This window comes from Streptomyces sp. NRRL F-6492 (assembly GCF_001280125.1).
GTDB lineage: Bacteria > Actinomycetota > Actinomycetes > Streptomycetales > Streptomycetaceae > Streptomyces.
This window is the reverse complement of sequence record NZ_LGEG01000016.1, coordinates 1-18,788: the sequence shown is the minus strand read 5'-3', so window position 1 is coordinate 18,788 and position 18,788 is coordinate 1. Positions and strand designations below refer to the sequence as shown.

The following is an 18,788-nucleotide window of genomic DNA, read 5'->3' as shown; positions in this document are numbered from 1 at the left end:
GGGGTGGGGCCGGCGGAGGGGAAGGCGGCCCGCGACGTCCGCGCGGTGCTCGCCCCGGGGGACGGCGGCGTGCCGGAGGCGGTGTCCCGGGCGGGGGAGGGGACGTGTGTCGCGAGGACGGGGAGCGAGACGGACGGGTTCGACGTCGGTACGGAGTCGGGTTCGGCGGAGGCCCACACCGCCACCGCGGCGCCGAGCCCCGCGGAGAGCGCGCCCGCGAGCATCAGGGGAAGCGGCACGGACCGCCGCGCCGGAGCCGCCGCACGGGCGCGCCGGGACCGCCGCGACGCGTGGGCGGGCACAGTCGTGGCCCGGGCGGGAACCTTCGGCAGGGGGGCGGTCGTGTCGAAGAGCTCGATGTCCTGCCCCCGCGCGCCGGTGCCGTCCCGGTTCGGCTCCGCGACCTTCCCGAAGACGCGGTCGCCCCGGTGTTCCGTGCCCACGGGTTCACCAGTGACGGAAGTGACTGCTGTGGTCGGGGCAGCCCTGTTGCGCATCAAGTGCTCCAGATGAGGTGAAGCCGAGGGAGGTGTGGGGAAGTCGTGAAGATATTGACTGTTGTTCAAAGCAAGCGTCAACTGTGCTCGAAACGGCACAAATTGGGCTCTGCGAGACCTTGTTCCTTAAAGGACTTTTAACGCGTGACGCAGGTCACAGAGCAAGTGATGTCGGGACGCCCCCCGGCCGGTGACACGACCGGTCCGGCGGCCGGTCCGGCGGCCGTCTCAGGACGAGGGCCCGTACCGGGCGGCCAGCGCGACGGCACGGTCGTGCAGGGAAGCGCGCAGCGACCGCGGGGTCAGGGCCTCCGCGTCCGTGCCGAGCCGCCACAGCGCCCACTCGGCGTGCCGGAGATCCTGGAAGGTCACCTCCAGCCGCAGCCGTCCGTCCGCGTCGGGCTCCTCCGCGCGGACGGCGAGCACGGTGTCCAGCAACTCCTCCCGCCGCGCCGGGTCCACCCGCACCGACACGGCGACGTGGTCACCGCCGGAGAGGAAACGCGCGGAGCGCTCCCGCCAGATCCGGTCCAGGTCGACCCGGTTCGGCCGCCGCGCCGCCTCGGGGAGTTCCTCGGCGGTCAGCACCCGTGACAGCCGGTAGGTACGGTCCTCTCCCGAGCGCGTGGCCAGCAGATAGGCCCGGTCGCGCACGGTGACCAGGCCGATCGGGTCCACCGTGCGCCACCGCGGTTCCTGGTCCGTGGCCGCGTAGCGGATGCGCAGCCGGTGCCCGGCGAGCACGGCGCGCCGGACCACGGTCATCGTGGTGCCGGGCACCCCCTCGGTGACCGGCCGACGGGAGAGCAGATCGGTCTCCGGGTCGACGAGGAAGCGCTGGGCCGCGTCGTCCGCGGTGGCCCGGTGGCTCTCGGGCAGCGCGTCGACCACCTTCCGCAGGGCCGAGGCGAGTGCCGGGCCGAGACCGAACACCTGCTCGCCGCGCCCCGATCCGGCGGCGAGGAGGGCGAGCGCCTCGTCGTGGTTCAGGCCGGTGAGCTCGGTCCGGAAGCCGGGCAGCAGCGCGAAGCCGCCGTGCCGGCCGCGTTCGGCGTAGACCGGGACGCCGGCCGTGGACAGCGCCTCGATGTCGCGCAGCACGGTACGGGTGGACACCTCCAGCTCGCGGGCCAGCGCCCCCGCGGTCAGCCGGCCGTGCCGACGCAGCAGGAGCACCAGCGAGACCAGCCGATCCGCACGCACGGCGGCAACCGTACCGAATACGTGACGGACGGTGTCACGTTTCGTTGGGAGGCTCCTGATCACGGCGCCGAAGCCCGGCGGCCGCAGGGCCGTCGGGCGCGCGTACTCCTACCGAATCGAGCTGATGTGACGATGGAACGAACAGCGGTCAACCCGGTGACGTGGTCCCAGGAGCTGGGGTTCAACCAGGGCGAGCTGGTGTCCGGGCACACCCGGACCCTCTACGTCTCGGGGCAGACCGCGACGAGCCGCGAGGGCGGGCCCGAGCACGGCGGCGACATGGCGGCGCAGTTGGCGCTCGGCATCGACAACCTGGAGGCCGTGCTCGCCGAGGCCGGGATGTCCCTCGCGAACCTCGTCCGCCTCAAAGTCTACACGACCGACGTCGACCTGCTCTTCCCGCACTACGGCGTGCTGGCGGCGCGGCTGGGCGCCGCCGGGGTGGCGCCGGCCACCACGATGCTCGGGGTGACGCGACTGGCGATCCCCGGCCAGATGGTCGAGTTGGAGGGGACCGCCGTGGCGTGAGGTGACCGCGCCGCCTCCGCTCCCCGTTCCGGAACGGCCGCCTGGCCGGCACGCGGAACGGCCTCGGTGGCGGCGCGAAGTCCTCGGGCCCGGCCCGCTGTTCCGGGGCGTTGTCAGACCCATGGGCAAGGATGTTCCCATGACGAACGTTTCCGCCGTCGAGGCGTCTTTCCGCATGTCCGGCCGCGCCGAGTACGAGGCCGCCGTCCAGCGCCTGCGCGAGGCTTCCCACACCTATTACGGCGCGGGCTACAGCCTCATGGACGACGCCGCGTACGACCGGCTGCGCCTGGCGGTGCTGGACTGGGAGGCGGAGCACCCCGCCGAGGCCGCCCCGGACTCGCCCACGGACCTGGTCGCCGACGGCGCCGCCCCCGCCGGGGACGTCGCCCACACCGCGCGCCTCCTCAGCCTCGACAACGTCTTCGCCCCCGAACAGCTCGTGGCCTGGGGCGCGTCGCTCCAGCGCCGTCTGGGACACGAACCGGCGGGCGGGTTCACCGTCGAGCCGAAGATGGACGGCGCGGCCGTCGCCGCCCGCTACCGCGACGGCCGCCTCGTGCAGGTCATCACGCGCGGCGACGGCACCCACGGCGAGGACGTCAGCCACGTCATCGGCACCGTCGTGGGCCTCCCCGAGCAGCTGCCCGTGCCCGCCACCTTCGAGGCCCGGGGCGAAGTCCTCTTCACCCAGGAGCAGTTCGAGGCGGCGAACGAGATACGGGCCGCGCACGGCGGCGGCGTCTTCGCCAACCCGCGCAACGGCACGGCCGGCACCCTGCGGGCGAAGGACCGCCCGTACCGGCTCGCCATGACCTTCTGGGCGTACGGCGCCGTCGAACTGGACGGCGTGCCCTTCCTGCCCGCCGGCGCCGGCCACGCCGAGACCCTCGCCGCCGTGGCGCGGGCGGGGGTGCGGACCACGGCGGACACCCCGGCCGGACTGCACACGGTCGCCACGCTCGCCGAGGCGCAGGAGAGGGTCGACGCGATCGCCGCGCTGCGCGCGAGCCTGCCGTTCGGCATCGACGGCGTCGTCGTCAAGGCCGACAGCGCCACCGAGCAGGCGACGGCCGGCTTCGGCACCCGCTTCCCCTACTGGGCCGTCGCCTACAAACTGCCCGCCGTCGAACGGCAGACCGTGCTCCAGGACGTCTTCTGGGAGGTCGGCCGCACGGGCGTGCTCGCCCCCACCGCGGTGCTCGCCCCGGTGGAGCTCGACGGCTCCACCGTCACCCGCGCCACCCTCCACAACCCGGCCGACATCCTGCGGCGCGACCTCCACATCGGCGACACCGTGACCGTGTACAAGGCCGGCGACATCATCCCGCGCGTCCAGGCCGCCGTCGTCGAGCTCCGCCCGGGGGACGCCGTCCCCGTCCCGCTGCCCCGGGAGTGCCCCCACTGCGGCGGCGAGATCGACAAGAGCCAGGAGCGGTGGCGCTGCGCGAAGGGCACCGCCTGCGCGCTCGCCCCGCTCATCGAGTACGCCGCCGGCCGCGACATCCTCGACATCGACGGGCTCGGCAGGAAGTACGTCGACGCGCTGATCGCCTCCGGCGACGTCGGTGACGTCGCCGACCTGTTCACCCTCACCGAGGAACAGCTCGCCACCGCCTCCGGCAGCGCCAAGCGCGGCGCCAGACTGGCCGAGCAGATCCGGATCGCCAGGTCCCGCCCCCTCAGCCGCGTCTTCTGCGCCCTCGGCATCCCCGGCACCGGCCGCAGCATGTCCCGGCGGATCGCCGCCCACTTCGGCACCATGGAGGCCATCCGCGCGGCCGACGCCGACACCCTCCAGGACGTCGAGGGCATCGGCCCGGAGAAGGCCCCGGTCGTCGTCGGGCAGGTCGCCGCGCTCGCCCCCGTCATCGACAAGCTGATCGCGGCCGGCGTCACCATGACCGAGCCGCGGCCGGAGAGGGCCGAGGACGCCGTCGAGGGGCCGCTGAGCGGGAAGACCGTCGTCGTGACGGGGAGGATGACCGGCCCCCTCGACGGCTGGGGACGCTCCGAGATGGGCGCCCTCATAGAGAAGGCCGGCGGCCGCGTGGGCGGCTCGGTCAACTCCCGGACCACCTTCCTGGTCGCCGCCCCGGCCGCCGGAGGCAAGCCGAGCTCCAAGGCGGTCAAGGCGCGGGAGGCGGGCGTCGAGGTCCTGACCCCGGAGGACTTCGCGGCCCTGGTCGCCGACTACCTGGACTGAGCACGGGCTCCGGGCCCCCGCGACGCGACCGGCCGGACCCCGGGACGACGCGACCGGCCGGGCCGCCGCTCGCCGTGCGGGCGGCCCGGAGCTCGCATAGGGTCGCGGTGCCGTCGCGGCCGGACCGGAGGCGCGATGCGGGGGAGGGGCGCGTACCGGCCGACCGGAGGAGACCCGTGTCAGGACAGTTCGAAGCGACGACCGAGATCGAACGGCCCGTCGAGGACGTGTTCGCGTACCTCGCCGACGGACGCAACGATCCCCAGTTCAGCCCCAGGGTCCTGCGGATCGACCGGATCCCCGACGGCCCGACCACTGTGGGCACGGTCTTCCGGAGCACCGTCAAGGACGCCGGGATGAAGTCCGCGCGGGAGTTCCGCGTCACCGCTCTCGATGCCCCGACCCGGATCCGGTGGGCCGAGGTCTCGAAGAACAGCGTGACGGCCCGCGAGGGCGGCTACGACCTGGAACCGCTCCCCGGCGGGGGAACCCGGGTCCGCATCTTCAACGTCCTGGAGGGCCACGGGCTCGGCAAGCTCCTCGTCGGCCTCGCGCTCGCCGCCGTCCGCAAGGACGCCGACGCCTTCGGCGCCCGGATCAAGGCGGCGGCGGAGGCGGCGATCCCTCCCCGCTGACGGCCCGGTCCCCGCTGACGGCCCGGCCCCCGCCCGGCCGGGGACCCGGCACGACCGCCCCGGCCGGGAGCCGGGGCGGAGCGCCGAACCGCACGGGCACGCCCGGCGAGTAGAGCACGCTGACGGGCTCCCCGAGGGGCCGGCGCAGACCGGCGGCCGCGAGCAGCGTCTCGTCGCAGTGGAGCAGCCGGGCCCGGTGCAGCGGCCAGCGGGGATGGGTGTTGGGCAGGTAGAGCGGACGCCCGCGGAACGAACTGTGCATGCCCCAGCGGGCCGTCAGGAAGTGTTCGAGCGCGGTGGGTTCCCCGACCCGCTCCCCGACCTCCACGGCGATCGAGCTGCGCGCCCCCCGGGGCCCCGGCCACCGCCGGCTGCTCTCGTACGCGACGGTCGAACCGTCGTACCGGACGGACATCCTCGACCACACGTAGGGGATGCGGAAGGCCCACCGCCCCACGGCCACGGGGATCAGCCGGGACGCGTCGAGGGACCGGAAGACGACACCCCGGCGCCCGTGGGCGTCCACCGAGTACAGCCGTACGTTGGTCTCCGGGAAGGTCCCGAGATAGGGGAGCCCCGGCAGCCGGAACCACCCGACGCGATGCATCCGGAAGGCGACGAGCCCCACGTACGTGACCCCGTCGAGGGTGTCGGGCACGGTCCCGGCCGGCAGGAGCGGTGCCACCTCCGCGGGCTCCACCGGCCAGTGCAGGAACGCCAGATCGAGCCAGGACTGGGTGAGCAGGGTCCGGCCTGTACGGAGCGGGGGATCGGCCGACACCGGCTCGGGATCCGGGGCGGACGGCGTCGGCTGCATGGTGGAAGTATCCGGCAGGACGGGCGCCGGGGGAAAGCGGAGAGCGCCGCCGGGAGGCCGCGCGGCGGCCACCCCCGCCCGTACGGAATCCCGTTCACCGGGCCCTCGTACCCGCGTATAGGCTGGTCGGAGCGGTGGGCGTGTTCCATGACAACAGGACACGGGCCCGGCCGCCCCCTCTACGATCTGGAGCCCCACCCCCGTGCGCCGTGCCCTCTCCTCGACCGTCGTCTGCACCGTGCTCCTGACCGCCGGATGCGCGGCGGAGCCCACGGGCGGCGGCTCCGCGCCGACGGCCGACGCAGCGCCCCCGAAGACCGCCGCGCCCCTGAAGACCGCCGCGCCCGCGACGACCGCCGCGACCGCGCCCGTGCACACGGAGGACGTGCGGGCGGCCCTGGAGGCCACCGGACGGACCACGGCCCGCACCGCGTACAGGACGGGGATCGGCACGGGCACCGGGCCGGCGTACGTCATCACGGGCGAGGGCGCCCACGACTTCGCCCGCCACCGGGGGACCATGGCCGTGGGCCTCGCGCGGACGGCCCGGTTCGAGGAGGTCTTCACCGACGAGCGGATCTACCTGCGCGGCACCGTCGGCGACGAGAAGCTGCCCTGGTCGTACATCGACCGCGCCGACGTCGAGGCCCGCCACCTGCTGCGGCCGCCCGGCAACGACCCCGCGTACGTGCTGGAGCAGGCGGCCATGGGGGAGCGTTTCGAGCGCACCGGCGAGGAGGACCTCGGCGGGATCCGCGCCACCCGCTACCGCGGCCTCCTCACCCACGCGGCACTGACCCTGCGGATGACCGAGCGGGCGAAGGGGCAGGGCGACCGGCTGCGCGAACTCATGGGCGGCCGGATCCCCGCGACCGTCGAGGTGTGGCTGGACGAGCGGAAGAGGGCCGTACGGGTGCGCCTCGCGCTGAAGGTCGAGGGATCCGTGTCGTCCACCACCACGCTGGCGCTCACCGGACTCGGCGAGCCGGTGAAGGTCACCGTGCCCACCGCGGAGGACGCCGCCGGGCCGGACTCCGCGCTCCTCGGCTGACCGGCCGCCTCCTCCCCGCGCCGCCGGAAGAAGCGCGTCAGCGCGGCTCCGGCCCCGGCCACGCGCGCGGGTACGGCACCCGCAGCGACCCGGCCGGTACGGGTGTGTGGTCGGCGGACGCGCACAGGCGCCCGTCCCGCAGGACGACGGCGCCACTGCCCCGCATGGACGTGACGAGCTCGGTGGCCAGCGCCTCCGGCGTGAGGTCCAGGAGCCGGGCCGCGTCGGTCAGCCAGGTCCGGGCGTGCAGATAGGGCTCGACCTCGTCGGCCGGGATGCCGTCGCGGATCATCAGGGCGAACGCGAAGATCCGGCGGGCGCCGTACCGGACGGCCCCGGCCGGATCGTCGACGAGGCGTCGCGCCCGGCGCAGGGCGGCGGCGAAGGCGGCGCCGGGGTCGGCGGGCACCGGACCGTGGGACGGGAGGACCACGCGCGGGCCGAGGTCGGCCATCCGTTCGAGGGAGGCGAGCGCGGTGGCGGCCGCCCCGGGGCCGTCGAGGGCGAGGTTCACCCAGCCGACGTCGTAGTCCGACAGCGCGTCCCCGACCACGAGCAGCCCCTCGTCCGGCTGCCACAGGGCCAGGTGGCCCGGCGTGTGGCCGGGCGTGCGGACGACCTCCCAGTCGGCGTCGCCGAGCCGGAGCACCTGCCCGTCGTCGAGCGACACGTCGACGGTGTACGGGGCCACCGGCTGGTCCAGGTACTCCGCCGCGCAGCAGCCCGGGTCCCGGCGCGCGATCGCCTCGGCCTCCGGCGCCCCGGCGGCGATGCCCGCGCCCCGCGCCTGGAGGAGTGCGTTGCCGCCGACGTGGTCGGAGTGCCAGTGGGTGTTGACCACCAGGTCGACACGGCCCGCACGGGCGCGGACCCAGGCGGCGGTCTCCTCGGCGTGCCCCGTGAAACCGGAGTCGACCAGGGCGGGCCGCCGCCCGTGGAGCAGCAGCGTGTTGGCGTCGGGGAAGGGGCGCTGCCACCAGGTCGCCCAAGAGGGCAGCGGGGGCGCGGACGACCGCGGGCTCACCGCTCGGCCTCTTCCGGCCGCGCCCGGCGTATCCGGTCTCCCACGTGCTCTCCTCCGACGGTCGTTGACGGGTATCGACGGACGTCACGGACGTCACGGACGTCATGGGCGGCGGGTGGTCGGCGGTACGGGCCCGCCGACCGCGGCCACCCACCCGTGACGATCATCATGTCACCGCACGACACCCGGCTCCGGGCCTTCGGGGGCACGGGCCGTTCGTCCCCACCCCCCTTGTTGCACATATATTGCAGGTGCGGAACCGGTGCAGAAGGAGTGAAGCGGTGAGCGGACCAGTAGTCCTCGGGATCGAGTCCTCGTGCGACGAGACCGGGGCGGGGATCGTGCGGGACGGCAGGCTGCTCGCGCACGTCGTGGCGACGAGCATGGACGAGCACGCGCGGTTCGGCGGGGTGGTGCCCGAGATCGCCGCCCGGGCGCACCTGCACTCCTTCAACCCCGTCGTACGGGAGGCCCTCGACCGGGCGGGACTGCGGCTGCACCAGATCGACGCGGTCGCCGTCACCACGGGACCCGGCCTCTCCGGCGCCCTCCAGGTCGGCCTCGCCGGGGCGAAGACGCTGGCCTACGCCGCCGGGGTGCCGCTCTACGGGGTGCACCACCTGGCCGGGCACGTCGCCGCCGACACCCTGGAGCACGGCCCGCTGCCCGACCCCTGCGTCGTCCTGATCGTCTCCGGCGGCCACACCTCCCTGCTCCTGGTCCGGGACCTGGTCCGCGAGCCGATCCTGCACCTGGGCGACACCCTCGACGACGCGGCGGGGGAGTGCTTCGACAAGGTCGCCCGCATCCTCGGACTGCCCTACCCGGGCGGGCCCGCCATCGACAGGGCGGCCCGGGACGGCGATCCGCGCGCGGTGGCCTTCCCCCGGCCGCTGACCCGGGGCGGGGACGACCCGTACGCCTTCTCCTTCTCCGGCCTCAAGACCGCCGCCGCCCGCTGGGTCGAGAAGCACCGCCTCCAGGGCCTGGACGTGCCCGTCGCGGACGGGGCCGCCGCACTCCAGGAGGCCGTCGCCGACGTCCTCAGCCGCAAGGCCCTCGCCGCCTGCGAGGCCCACGGCGTCAAGACGCTGGTCGTGGTCGGCGGCGTCGCCGCGAACTCCCGCGTCCGCGCCCTCACCGAGCGGCGCTGCGCCGCCGCCGGGATCGAGCTGCGGGTGCCGCCGATGACGCTGTGCACCGACAACGGCGCCATGATCGCCGCCGTCGGCGACCTCCTCGTGCGCTCGGGGGCGGAGCCCGCCCCGCTGGACGTGTCCATCGACCCCTCCGCGCCCCTGGAGTACGCCTCCCTGACCCCGCTCCCCGCCCCCTCCGCCCGGGCCGCCTGACCGCCGCCCCTCGCCGGAACCCGACCTTCCCCACCACCGGAAGCAGTGAGAACCTTGCGTACCGCCGACATCCGCCAGCGCTTCCTCGACTACTTCGCCGCCCGGGGACACACCGTCGTGCCCAGCGCGCCCCTGCCCACCCCCGACCCCACCCTGCTGTTCGTCAACGCCGGTATGGTCCCCTTCAAGCCGTACTTCACCGGCGAGGCGGCCCCCCTGTGGCAGCGGGCCACGAGCGTGCAGAAGTGCGTGCGGACCCTGGACATCGAGGAGGTCGGGAAGACCACCCGGCACGGCTCCTTCTTCCAGATGAACGGCAACTTCTCCTTCGGGGACTACTTCAAGGAGGAGGCCGTCGCCTTCGCCTGGGACCTGTCCACCAAGCCGTGGGCCGAGGGCGGCTACGGGCTCGACCCCGAGAGGATCTGGGTGACCGTCCACCACTCCGACACCGACGCCCGCGGCATCTGGCGCGAGGTCGCGGGCCTGCCCGACGAGCGGATCGTGGCGCGCGGCGACGAGGACAACTTCTGGTCCATGGGCGTCCCCGGCCCCTGCGGACCGTGCTCCGAGCTGTACTACGACCGGGGCCCGGCCCTCGGCCGCGAGGGCGGGCCCGCGGTCGACGAGGACCGGTACATGGAGTTCTGGAACCTCGTCTTCATGCAGTACGAGCGCGGCGAGGGCCCCGGCAAGAGCGGCTACCCGATCCTCGGCGAACTGCCCCGCCGCAACATCGACACCGGCATGGGCCTGGAGCGGATGGCCACCCTCCTCCAGGGCGTCGACAACCTCTACGAGATCGACGAGACCCGCCCCGTCCTCGACCGGGCCGCCGCACTCGCCGGCGTCCGCTACGGCGACGACGAGCGGGCCGACGTACGGCTCCGCGTGGTCGCCGACCACGTCCGCACCGCGCTCATGCTCCTCGCCGACGGTACCGCCCCCGGCAACGAGGGCCGCGGCTACGTCCTGCGCCGCATCCTGCGCCGCTCGGTCCGCTCCATGCGCCAGCTCGGCTTCCAGGACCCCGCCCTGCCCGAGCTGCTGCCCGTGGCCCGCGACTGCATGGCCCCCAGCTATCCCGAGGTCGTCGCGTCCTACGCCCGCGTCTCCGACCAGGCGTACGGCGAGGAGGACGCCTTCCGCGCCACCCTCAGGCAGGGCACCACCGTCCTGGACACCGCCGTCGCCGGGGTGAAGGCGGGCGGCGGGCGCTCGCTGCCCGGCGCGCAGGCCTTCCTGCTCCACGACACCTACGGCTTCCCCATCGACCTCACCCTGGAGATGGCCGCCGAACAGGGCGTCGAGGTCGACCGCGAGGGCTTCACCGCCCTCATGAACGAGCAGCGCGAGCGGGCCCGCGCCGACGCCCGCGCCCGCAAGTCCGGCGGCACCGCGGACACCACCGCCCTCCGCACCGTCCTGGACGCGCACGGCCCCACCGACTGGCGCGCGTGGGACACCCTCACCACCGAGTCCCGCGTCCTCGCCCTCCTCGGCGCCGAAGGCCCCGTCCCGGTGGCCCGGACCGGCGACCTCGTCACCGTCGTCCTCGACCGCACCCCCTTCTACGCCGAGTCCGGCGGCCAGGACAGCGACGCGGGCCTGCTCTCCGGGACCTCGGTGGAGGCCGAGGTCGTGGACGTCCAGCGGCCCCTGCCCGGCCTCGTCGTCCACCGGGTCAGGATCACCGCGGGCGAACTGGCCGTGGACGACACCGTGCACGCCGCCGTCGACCCCGAGTGGCGCCTCGGCGCCCGCCAGGCCCACTCCGGCACCCACGTCCTGCACGCGGCCCTGCGCGAGGTCCTCGGCCCCACCGCCCTCCAGTCCGGCTCCTACAACCGGCCCGGCCACCTCCGCCTCGACTTCCCCTGGCGCGGCGCCCTCTCCCCGGCCGTCCGCGGCGAGGTCGAGGAGGCCGCCAACCGGGCCCTGCGCCGCGACCTGCCCGTCGGCGTCCGCTGGACGACCCTGTCCGAGGCCAGGGAACTCGGCGCGCTCGCCCTCTTCGACGAGACGTACGGGGAGAAGGTCCGGGTCGTCGAGATCGGCGGGGCCTGGTCGCGCGAGCTGTGCGGCGGCACGCACGTCGACCACGCCTCCCAGATCGGCACGGTCGCCCTCACCGCCGAGTCCTCCGTCGGCGCCGGCATGCGCCGCCTGGAGGCGGCCGTCGGCGTCGAGGGCTTCGGGTACCTGGCCCGCGAGCGCGACCTCGTGGGCCGGATCGCCGAGCAGCTGAACGCGCCCCGCGCGGAACTGCCCGAGAGGATCGCCGGCCTCCTCGACCGGCTCAAGGCCGCCGACCGCGAGAACGCCCGCCTCAAGGCCGGGGCCACGGCCGCCCGCGCCGCCGGACTCGCCGGAGGGGCCGTCGAGGCGGGGGACGCGCTCGTCGTCACCGCGACCGTCGACGGCGCCGCCGACGAGGCCCGCGCCCTCGCCCTCGCGGTCCGCGACCGCCTCCCGCGCGACCGCCCCGGCGTGGTGGCCGTCGCCACCGCCTCGGGCGGACTCGTCCTGACCGTCAACGCCCCGGCCCGCGAGGCCGGCCGGAACGCCTCCGCCACCGTCAAGCGGCTCCTCGGCGGCCGGGGCGGCGGCTCCCCGGAGATCGCCCAGGGCGGCGGCGTCCCCGCCGGGGACCTGGCCGCGATCCTGGCGGACCTCCCCCGGGTCGTGGCCGGCGGCTGAACGGGCGAGAGGGGGTGGGCGACGGCCCGTCGCCCACCCCCTCACCGGCCTCCCCGGATCAGCCGTGGACGAACTCCGGCGGGCGCTTCTCCACGAACGCGGACATGCCCTCCTTCTGGTCGGCCGTGGCGAACACCGCGTGGAACAGGCGACGTTCGAAGCGCACGCCCTCGGCGAGCGTGGTCTCGAAGGCCCGGTTCACGGACTCCTTCGCCATCATCGCGACCGGCTTGGACATGGCCGCCACCGTGCCGGCGACCTCCCACGCCTCGGCGAGGAGCCGGTCCGCCGGAACGATCCGGGACACGAGCCCGGCCCGCTCGGCCTCGGCGGCGTCCATGGTCCGGCCGGTCAGGCACAGCTCCATGGCCTTCGCCTTGCCGACGGCCCGGGTCAGCCGCTGGGAGCCGCCGATGCCGGGGATCACCCCGAGCCTGATCTCCGGCTGCCCGAAGACCGCCGTGTCGGCGGCCAGCAGGACGTCGCAGAGCATCGCCAGCTCGCAGCCGCCGCCCAGCGCGTACCCGGCGACCGCCGCGACCGTGGGCGTACGGACCTGTCCGAGGCGGTCCCAGGCCGTGAACCAGTCGGAGAGGTACATGTCCATGTAGCTCCGCGGGCGCATCTCCTTGATGTCGGCGCCCGCCGCGAACGCCTTCGCCGACCCCGTCAGGACGACGCAGCCGACGCCGGGGTCCCGGTCCAGCTCCTCGAAGGCCGCCACGACCTCCTCCATCACCCGGAGGTCGAGGGCGTTGAGCACCTCGGGGCGGTCGAGGGTGACGAGCGCGACGCGGTCCTCGCGCTCCACCAGGATGGTCTCGTAGGTCATGGGGCCGTCCCGTTCGTAGTCGTTTCCTTCGCGGACGCCGTGGATGCCGTGGACGCCGTGGACGCTCCGGACCCGCGGATCGTCCGTACGATCGCCGAGAAGTCCAGCCCGGTGCCGTCCCCCTCCGCGAAGGCCGCGTACAACTCGGCCGCCTTCAGGCCCAGTTGCGCGTCCACACCGCCGGCCCGCAGGGCGTTGGCGGCAAGGTTCAGGTCCTTGGCCATCAGGGGCGCGGCGAAGCCCGGCCGGTAGTCGCGGTTCGCCGGGCTGCCCGGGACCGGGCCGGGCACCGGGCAGTTGACGGTGAGCGCCCAGCACTGCCCGGACGCCGTGGACGCCACGTCGTACAGCGCCTGGTGGTCCAGGCCCAGGCTCTCGGCGAGGACGAACGCCTCGCTGACGCCGATCATCGAGATCCCGAGGATCATGTTGTTGCAGATCTTCGCCGCCTGCCCGGCCCCGGCCGCCCCGCAGTGCACGACCTTCCCGCCCATGGCCGACAGGAACGGCCCGGCCGCCGCGAACTCCTCCGCGCCGCCGCCCGCCATGAAGGTGAGCGTCCCCGCCTCCGCCCCCACCACCCCGCCGGACACGGGCGCGTCGAGCGCCCGGTGCCCGGCGGCGCGCGCCGCCCCGTGCGCGGCGCGGGCGTCGGCCACGTCGATGGTGGAGCAGTCGACGAACAGCGTGCCGGGCCGCGCCGAGGCGAGCAGGCCCTGCCCGCCGTAGAGGTCCAGGACGTGCCGGCCGGCCGGCAGCATGGTGATCACCACGTCCGCCTCCGTCGCGGCCTCCGCCGCGGACCCGGCGGGCTCCACCCCGGAGGCGGCAGCGGCGTCCACGGCCTCCGGCACCACGTCGTACCCGAGGACGCGGTGCCCCGCCTTGACGAGGTTGACGGCCATCGGCCCGCCCATGCGGCCGAGTCCGACGAAGGCGACGGTACGGGTCACCACGGCACCTCCTGGAGGGACGCGGGCCCGGCGAGTCGCAGTTCGCGGTCGCCGAGCGGAGCGAAGAAGCGGTCCACGTCCGCCGCGCCCACCCCGGCGAGCGTCGCGGGGGACCAGCGGGGCGAGCGGTCCTTGTCGATCACCTGGGCCCGGATGCCCTCCACCAGGTCGGGGGAGGCCAGGGCGGCGCAGGAGACGCGGTACTCCTGCTCCAGGACCCGCTCCAGCGGGCCGAGCCGCCGCGCCCGGCGCACCGAGGCCAGGGTCACCTTGAGGGCGGTCGGTGACTTGGCCCGGAGCAGGTCGGCGGCCCGCTTCGCCGCCGGGGCGCCGCTGTCGAGGAGCCGGGCGAGGACCTCCTCCACGGTGTCCGCCGCGTAGCAGTGGTCGATCCACTCGCGGGCGGCGGCCAGTTCGCCCGGCGGGGGCGTCTGGACGTGCCGGGCGAGGGCGCCGTGGACGGAGGTCCGCGCGAGGTCGCCGGCCAGCTCCGGCAGCCGGTCCGAGGGGACGAAGTGGTCCGCGAGCCCGCACAGCAGGGCGTCGGCCGCGCCGACGGCGGCACCGGTCAGGGCGAGGTGGACGCCCAGTTCACCCGGCGCGAGACCGAGGAGGTACGTGCCGCCGACGTCGGGGACGAAGCCGATGCCGGTCTCGGGCATGGCCACTTTGGAGCGTTCGGTGACGACGCGGACCGTGCCGTGGGCGGAGACGCCGACGCCGCCGCCCATGACGATGCCGTCCATGAGGGCCACGTACGGCTTGGGGTAGCGGGCGATCCGGGCGTTGAGCCGGTACTCGTCCCGCCAGAAGGCCGCCGAAGCGGAGCCCCCGGTGCGGGCGTCGGCGTGGATGGCGCGGATGTCGCCGCCCGCGCACAGACCGCGCTCGCCCGCTCCTCGGATCACGACCGTCTCCACGGCCGGGTCGCGCTCCCACGCGGTCAGGGCCTCGTCCATGCGGAGGACCATGGCGTGGGTGAGCGCGTTGAGCGCCTTCGGACGGTTCAGGGTGAGGTGTCCGGCCCGCCCCTCGACATGGACGAGGACGTCTCCGGAACCGTGCTCTTCGACGCTCACCGCAGCGCCTCCGTGAGTCCCCGGGCGACGATGACCCGCATGATCTCGTTCGTTCCTTCCAGGATCCGGTGCACCCGCAGATCGCGGACGATCTTCTCGATGCCGTACTCGTTCAGGTAGCCGTAGCCGCCGTGCAGTTGGAGCGCCCGGTCGGCGACCGCGTACCCGGTGTCCGTGGCGAACCGCTTGGCCATCGCGCACAGCCGCGGGGCCTGCGGGTCGCCCCGGTCCAGGGCGTCCGCCGCCTGCCGCACCAGGGCGCGGGCGGCGGCCAGTTCGGTGGCCATGTCCGCGAGGCGGAACTGCAGCGCCTGCGCGTCGAGGAGCCGGGCGCCGAAGGCCTCCCGGTCCGCGAGGTGCGCCAGGCTGCGGTCCAGGGCGCTCTGCGCACCGCCGAGCGAGCAGGCGGAGATGCCGAGCCGGCCGCCGTTGAGCCCGTTCATGGCGATGCGGAAGCCCTCGCCCTCGCCGCCGAGGCGCCGGTCGGCGGGGATCCGGACCCCGTCGAGGACCACCTGCCGGGTGGGCTGCGCGTTCCACCCCATCTTCTGCTCGTTCGCCCCGAAGGAGACGCCCGGGTCGTCGCGCTCGACGACGAAGGCGGTGATCCCGCCGGGCCCGTCGGCGCCCGTACGGGCCATGACGACGTACACGTCGGAGGCGCCCGCCCCGGAGACGAACTGCTTCACCCCCGTCAGGACGTACGCGTCGCCGACGCGTTCGGCCCGGGTGCGCAGCGCGGCCGCGTCGGACCCGGCGCCCGGTTCGGTCAGGCAGTAGCTGCCGAGCCTGCGCGCGGAGCACAGGTCCGGGAGCCACCGTCCGCGCTGGGCGTCGTCGCCGTACCGGTCGATCATCCAGGCGACCATGTTGTGGATGGAGAGGTACCCGGCGATGGAGGGGCAGCCGGTGGCCAGGGCCTCGAAGACGAGGACGCCGTCGACCCGGCCGAGACCGGAACCGCCGTGCTCCTCGCGGACGTAGACGCCCCCGAGGCCGAGACCGGCGGCCCTGCGCAGGACGTCGACCGGGAAGTGCTTGTCCCGGTCCCAGGCGACGGCGTGCGGGCCGAGCTGCTCCTGCGCGAAGTCGAGGGTGACCTCCGCCAGGGCCAGCTGGTCCTTCGTGAGCATGCTGGTGGACACCCCGCTCACCCCATCGTCGGCATGGTGAAGCTCGCGCCCTCCTTGACCCCGGAGGGCCAGCGCGAGGTGACGGTCTTGGTGCGGGTGTGGAAGCGGATCGAGTCGGGCCCGTGCTGGTTGAGGTCCCCGAACCCGGACGCCTTCCAGCCGCCGAAGGTGTGGTACGCCACCGGGACCGGGATCGGGACGTTGACGCCGACCATGCCGGTGTCGACCCGGCGCGCGAACTCGCGGGCGGTGTCGCCGTCCCGGGTGAAGACGGCGACGCCGTTCCCGTACGCGTGCTCGCTGGGCAGCCGCAGTGCCTCCTCGAAGTCGGCGGCGCGCACGACGCACAGCACCGGGCCGAAGATCTCCTCGCGGTGGATCCGCATGTCCGGGGTGACCCGGTCGAAGAGCGTGGCCCCCGCGAAGAAGCCGTCCTCGTGGCCGGGGAGGGTGAAGCCGCGCCCGTCGACGACGAGTTCGGCCCCCTCCGCCACACCGGTGTCGACGTAGCGGGTGACCCGTTCCAGGGCGTCCCGGCTCACCAGCGGCCCGAAGTCGGCCTCCGGGTCGTCGGAACGGCCGATCCGGAGGGCGGCGACCCGCTCCTTGAGCGCGGCCACCAGCCGGTCGGCGGTCTCCTCCCCGACGGGCACGGCGACGGAGATCGCCATGCAGCGCTCGCCCGCCGATCCGTATCCGGCTCCCACCAGGGCGTCGACGGCCTGGTCGAGGTCGGCGTCGGGCATCACGATCATGTGGTTCTTGGCGCCGCCGAAGCACTGGGCGCGCTTGCCGTGGGCGGCGGCCTTCGCGTAGATGTGCGCGGCGATCGGGGTGGAGCCGACGAAGCCGAGGGCCCGCACCCGGGGGTCTTCGAGGAGGGTGGTGACCGCCTCCTCGCCGCCGTTGACGACGTTGAGGACACCGGCCGGGAGCCCCGCCTCCAGGAACAGCTCCGCGAGCCGGAGCGGTACGGACGGATCGCGTTCGGACGGCTTGAGAACGAAGGCGTTGCCGCAGGCCAGGGCGGGCGCGGCCTGCCACAGCGGAATCATCGCGGGGAAGTTGAACGGGGTGATGCCGGCGACGACGCCGAGCGGGCTGCGCAGGGAGTGCACGTCGATGCCCGTCCCGGCGTTGTCGGTGAACTCCCCCTTGAGGAGGTGGGGGATGCCGACGGCGAACTCCACGACCTCCAGGCCGCGTTGCAGATCCCCGTGCGCGTCCGCGACGGTCTTGCCGTGCTCGGCCGACAACAGCCTCGCCAGGGCGTCGCGTTCGCCCTCGACGAGCTGGAGGAACCGCAGCAGGACGCGGGCGCGCCGCTGCGGGTTCCACGCGCCCCACTCGCGCTGGGCGGCGGCCGCGTCCGCGATCGCGCGCTCGGTGTCGGCGCGGCCCGCGAGCGGGACGCGGGCCTGGACGGCGCCGGTGTTGGGGTCGTACACGTCGCCGAAGAGGCCGGACGTGCCGGCGGTGTGCTTCCCGCCGATGAAATGGGTGAGTTCACGGACCATGGGGGCCTGCTCTCGTCAGGTCGGATCCGGGGATGGCACGGCGGACCGCCGGCCGCACCGGGTGGGTGCGGCCGTGCGGGAACGCCGTGGGACGGGGCGGCGCGGGGCCGCCGAAGAGCTATGTGAACGCGGGGGTCGCCGCTCGCTCCGCCGGATCACCAGGGTCGTGGGTACGGACCGGTGCCATGCGTGTCTGCTCCATCCTCGTGGACAACACGGAACGCTCCGCGGCCGGTATCCTGACTCCCGGATCCCCGCGTGCCACCCGCCTTCCCGACGGACCTCGTCAGTGACGTGTGGACGGCAGCACGCTCCCCGGTCACAGTGGCGGGACCGTGCCGGATTCACACCGGCTTCCCTGCACCGCGGACCTTGTGCCACGAACATATAGTTGGACGTCCTAGTAAGTCCACCCCCTCATCGCGCCGGTGGGGCGTGTCGGGCCGGCCGCCCTCCTCGCGGGGCCAGGGGACCGCCCGCTGCTCCCTCCCCTCGTACGAGGCCAGGGGCCTGATCGGGGAGTTGGGGGCGAGCTGTTCCGTGATGTGCGCGGTCCAGCCGGTGATCCGGGACATCACGAGGAGGGGCGTGGCGGGCCCCCGCATCGGCCTCGCCGCCTACTTCGCGGGCGCGCTGCTCCTGCCGTACACGGCCTTCCGCGCCGCCGCCGAAGGAGTCCGCTACGACGTGGAACTGCTCCGGACCCGCTTCGGCGTCGGCTTCGAGACCGTCTGCCACCGCCTCGGCACGCTCCAGCGGCCCGGCCACCGCGGAGTCCCGTTCTCCTTCCTGCGCGTGGACCGCGCCGGCGACATCTCCCAACGGCGGTCCGCCACCGACTTCCACTTCTCCCGGCTCGGCGGCACCTGCCCGGACGGCTGACGGACGGGCCGGCCCGTCGGGGCGCGTGGCCCGGGACCGGAGCCCGCTCCCTCAGGAGGTCCCGGCCGCGTTCCTGAGCCGCCGGGCGCGGATCTCGCGCACCGACAGCAGGACGGCCGCCAGGTTGAGGGGGAAGGCGACCGCGTCGGCGACTCCGCGAACGTCGACGGCGCGCAACAGGCTCGCGGCCAGTGCGAGCAGGAAGAGCGTCAGGGGAAGGAAACGCCGCCACGCCGGAAGCTCCCGCATCCGCGCGACGGTCACGGTGCACAGGACGAGCGAGCCGAACACGGCGATGCCCGCGAGGGCGACGAGCACGAGCATCGGGAGTCTCCGGAAGGGACGGGAAGGTGGGCGGGGAAGGGCGGGAGGGGTGGGA

Annotated in this window: 15 protein-coding genes, 3 pseudogenes and 1 riboswitch; of the genes and pseudogenes, 7 read left to right on the top strand and 11 right to left on the bottom strand. The window is 74.5% G+C overall.

From position 1 onward, the window contains the following. Both ADL08_RS03640 and ADL08_RS03635 read right to left on the bottom strand, forming a co-directional pair. A pseudogene (locus tag ADL08_RS03640) lies at positions 1 to 443 on the bottom strand (hypothetical protein); the annotation flags it as partial. A 282-nt stretch (positions 444 to 725) separates the two neighbouring features. After that, positions 726 to 1,700 (bottom strand): helix-turn-helix transcriptional regulator, encoded by a 975-nt coding sequence (locus tag ADL08_RS03635; RefSeq protein ID WP_053640566.1) that lies wholly within the window; start codon positions 1,698 to 1,700, stop codon positions 726 to 728. A gap of 132 nt (positions 1,701 to 1,832) precedes the next feature. On the opposite strand from ADL08_RS03635, the gene ADL08_RS03630 reads away from it, so the two are divergent. The 3 genes from ADL08_RS03630 to ADL08_RS03620 all read left to right on the top strand — a co-directional run bounded on the left by ADL08_RS03630 (position 1,833) and on the right by ADL08_RS03620 (position 5,069). After that, positions 1,833 to 2,228 (top strand): RidA family protein, encoded by a 396-nt coding sequence (locus ADL08_RS03630; RefSeq protein WP_053640569.1) that lies wholly within the window; start codon positions 1,833 to 1,835, stop codon positions 2,226 to 2,228. Between the two features lie 139 nt (positions 2,229 to 2,367). Beyond that, entirely contained in the window at positions 2,368 to 4,434 is a 2,067-nt protein-coding gene (ligA, locus tag ADL08_RS03625) for an NAD-dependent DNA ligase LigA (protein ID WP_053640565.1), read from the top strand. Positions 4,435 to 4,610: 176 nt separating this feature from the next. Then, the gene (locus ADL08_RS03620; RefSeq protein ID WP_053640564.1) at positions 4,611 to 5,069 is read left to right on the top strand and encodes an SRPBCC family protein; all 459 of its coding nucleotides are present in this window, start codon (positions 4,611 to 4,613) and stop codon (positions 5,067 to 5,069) included. On the opposite strand, the gene ADL08_RS03615 is transcribed toward ADL08_RS03620, so the two are convergent. Then, positions 5,032 to 5,886 (bottom strand): YqjF family protein, encoded by an 855-nt coding sequence (locus tag ADL08_RS03615; protein ID WP_078968202.1) that lies wholly within the window; start codon positions 5,884 to 5,886, stop codon positions 5,032 to 5,034. The genes ADL08_RS03620 and ADL08_RS03615 overlap by 38 nt on opposite strands. Positions 5,887 to 6,088: 202 nt before the next feature. On the opposite strand from ADL08_RS03615, the gene ADL08_RS03610 reads away from it, so the two are divergent. Next, positions 6,089 to 6,937: a hypothetical protein gene (locus ADL08_RS03610; protein WP_053640563.1), complete on the top strand. Its 849-nt coding sequence runs from the start codon at positions 6,089 to 6,091 to the stop codon at positions 6,935 to 6,937. A 37-nt stretch (positions 6,938 to 6,974) separates the two neighbouring features. On the opposite strand, the gene ADL08_RS03605 is transcribed toward ADL08_RS03610, so the two are convergent. Then, the gene (locus ADL08_RS03605) at positions 6,975 to 7,961 is read right to left on the bottom strand and encodes an MBL fold metallo-hydrolase (RefSeq protein WP_053640562.1); all 987 of its coding nucleotides are present in this window, start codon (positions 7,959 to 7,961) and stop codon (positions 6,975 to 6,977) included. A 281-nt stretch (positions 7,962 to 8,242) separates the two neighbouring features. Between ADL08_RS03605 and tsaD the strand changes: the two genes are divergently transcribed. Further along, positions 8,243 to 9,313: a tRNA (adenosine(37)-N6)-threonylcarbamoyltransferase complex transferase subunit TsaD gene (gene tsaD / locus ADL08_RS03600; RefSeq protein WP_053640561.1), complete on the top strand. Its 1,071-nt coding sequence runs from the start codon at positions 8,243 to 8,245 to the stop codon at positions 9,311 to 9,313. A gap of 54 nt (positions 9,314 to 9,367) precedes the next feature. Next, positions 9,368 to 12,013 (top strand): alanine--tRNA ligase, encoded by a 2,646-nt coding sequence (alaS, locus tag ADL08_RS03595; protein ID WP_053640560.1) that lies wholly within the window; start codon positions 9,368 to 9,370, stop codon positions 12,011 to 12,013. Positions 12,014 to 12,071: 58 nt separating this feature from the next. On the opposite strand, the gene ADL08_RS03590 is transcribed toward alaS, so the two are convergent. The 6 genes and pseudogenes from ADL08_RS03590 to ADL08_RS36360 all read right to left on the bottom strand — a co-directional run. Then, positions 12,072 to 12,845 carry an enoyl-CoA hydratase gene (locus ADL08_RS03590; RefSeq protein ID WP_053640559.1) on the bottom strand — a complete coding sequence of 258 codons (774 nt, stop codon included), beginning with the start codon at positions 12,843 to 12,845 and terminating at the stop codon, positions 12,072 to 12,074. Beyond that, positions 12,842 to 13,798 carry a 3-hydroxyisobutyrate dehydrogenase gene (gene mmsB, locus ADL08_RS03585; protein WP_053640568.1) on the bottom strand — a complete coding sequence of 319 codons (957 nt, stop codon included), beginning with the start codon at positions 13,796 to 13,798 and terminating at the stop codon, positions 12,842 to 12,844. Before mmsB ends, ADL08_RS03590 begins: the two co-directional genes overlap by 4 nt. Beyond that, a complete protein-coding gene (locus tag ADL08_RS03580) occupies positions 13,795 to 14,877 on the bottom strand; it encodes an enoyl-CoA hydratase/isomerase family protein (RefSeq protein ID WP_053640558.1) in 1,083 nt (360 codons plus the stop codon). Before ADL08_RS03580 ends, mmsB begins: the two co-directional genes overlap by 4 nt. Then, the gene (locus ADL08_RS03575; protein WP_053640567.1) at positions 14,874 to 16,010 is read right to left on the bottom strand and encodes an acyl-CoA dehydrogenase family protein; all 1,137 of its coding nucleotides are present in this window, start codon (positions 16,008 to 16,010) and stop codon (positions 14,874 to 14,876) included. The genes ADL08_RS03580 and ADL08_RS03575 overlap by 4 nt, the downstream gene beginning before the upstream one ends. A 17-nt stretch (positions 16,011 to 16,027) precedes the next feature. Then, a complete protein-coding gene (locus tag ADL08_RS03570) occupies positions 16,028 to 17,527 on the bottom strand; it encodes a CoA-acylating methylmalonate-semialdehyde dehydrogenase (protein ID WP_053640557.1) in 1,500 nt (499 codons plus the stop codon). Between the two features lie 211 nt (positions 17,528 to 17,738). Then, positions 17,739 to 17,924: riboswitch (cobalamin riboswitch) on the bottom strand. 70 nt (positions 17,925 to 17,994) lie between these two features. Further along, positions 17,995 to 18,117, bottom strand: a pseudogene (locus ADL08_RS36360) (citrate/2-methylcitrate synthase); the annotation flags it as partial. Positions 18,118 to 18,127: 10 nt separating this feature from the next. Here ADL08_RS36360 and ADL08_RS03565 point away from each other — a divergent pair. Continuing rightward, positions 18,128 to 18,400, top strand: a pseudogene (locus ADL08_RS03565) (short-chain fatty acyl-CoA regulator family protein); the annotation flags it as partial. 60 nt (positions 18,401 to 18,460) lie between these two features. On the opposite strand, the gene ADL08_RS03560 reads toward ADL08_RS03565, so the two are convergent. Beyond that, entirely contained in the window at positions 18,461 to 18,733 is a 273-nt protein-coding gene (locus tag ADL08_RS03560) for a hypothetical protein (RefSeq protein WP_053640555.1), read from the bottom strand. Positions 18,734 to 18,788: the final 55 nt, after the last annotated feature.

Bases quoted from the DNA above. Each gene is read 5' to 3' on its own strand.
- ADL08_RS03630 (WP_053640569.1), top strand. From the start codon at position 1,833: ATGGAACGAACAGCGGTCAACCCGGTGACGTGGTCCCAGGAGCTGGGG.
- ADL08_RS03575 (WP_053640567.1), bottom strand. From the start codon at position 16,010: ATGCTCACGAAGGACCAGCTGGCCCTGGCGGAGGTCACCCTCGACTTC.
- ADL08_RS03590 (WP_053640559.1), bottom strand. From the start codon at position 12,845: ATGACCTACGAGACCATCCTGGTGGAGCGCGAGGACCGCGTCGCGCTC.
- ADL08_RS03615 (WP_078968202.1), bottom strand. From the start codon at position 5,886: ATGCAGCCGACGCCGTCCGCCCCGGATCCCGAGCCGGTGTCGGCCGAT.
- ADL08_RS03570 (WP_053640557.1), bottom strand. From the start codon at position 17,527: ATGGTCCGTGAACTCACCCATTTCATCGGCGGGAAGCACACCGCCGGC.
- ligA (WP_053640565.1), top strand. From the start codon at position 2,368: ATGACGAACGTTTCCGCCGTCGAGGCGTCTTTCCGCATGTCCGGCCGC.
- ADL08_RS03560 (WP_053640555.1), bottom strand. From the start codon at position 18,733: ATGCTCGTGCTCGTCGCCCTCGCGGGCATCGCCGTGTTCGGCTCGCTC.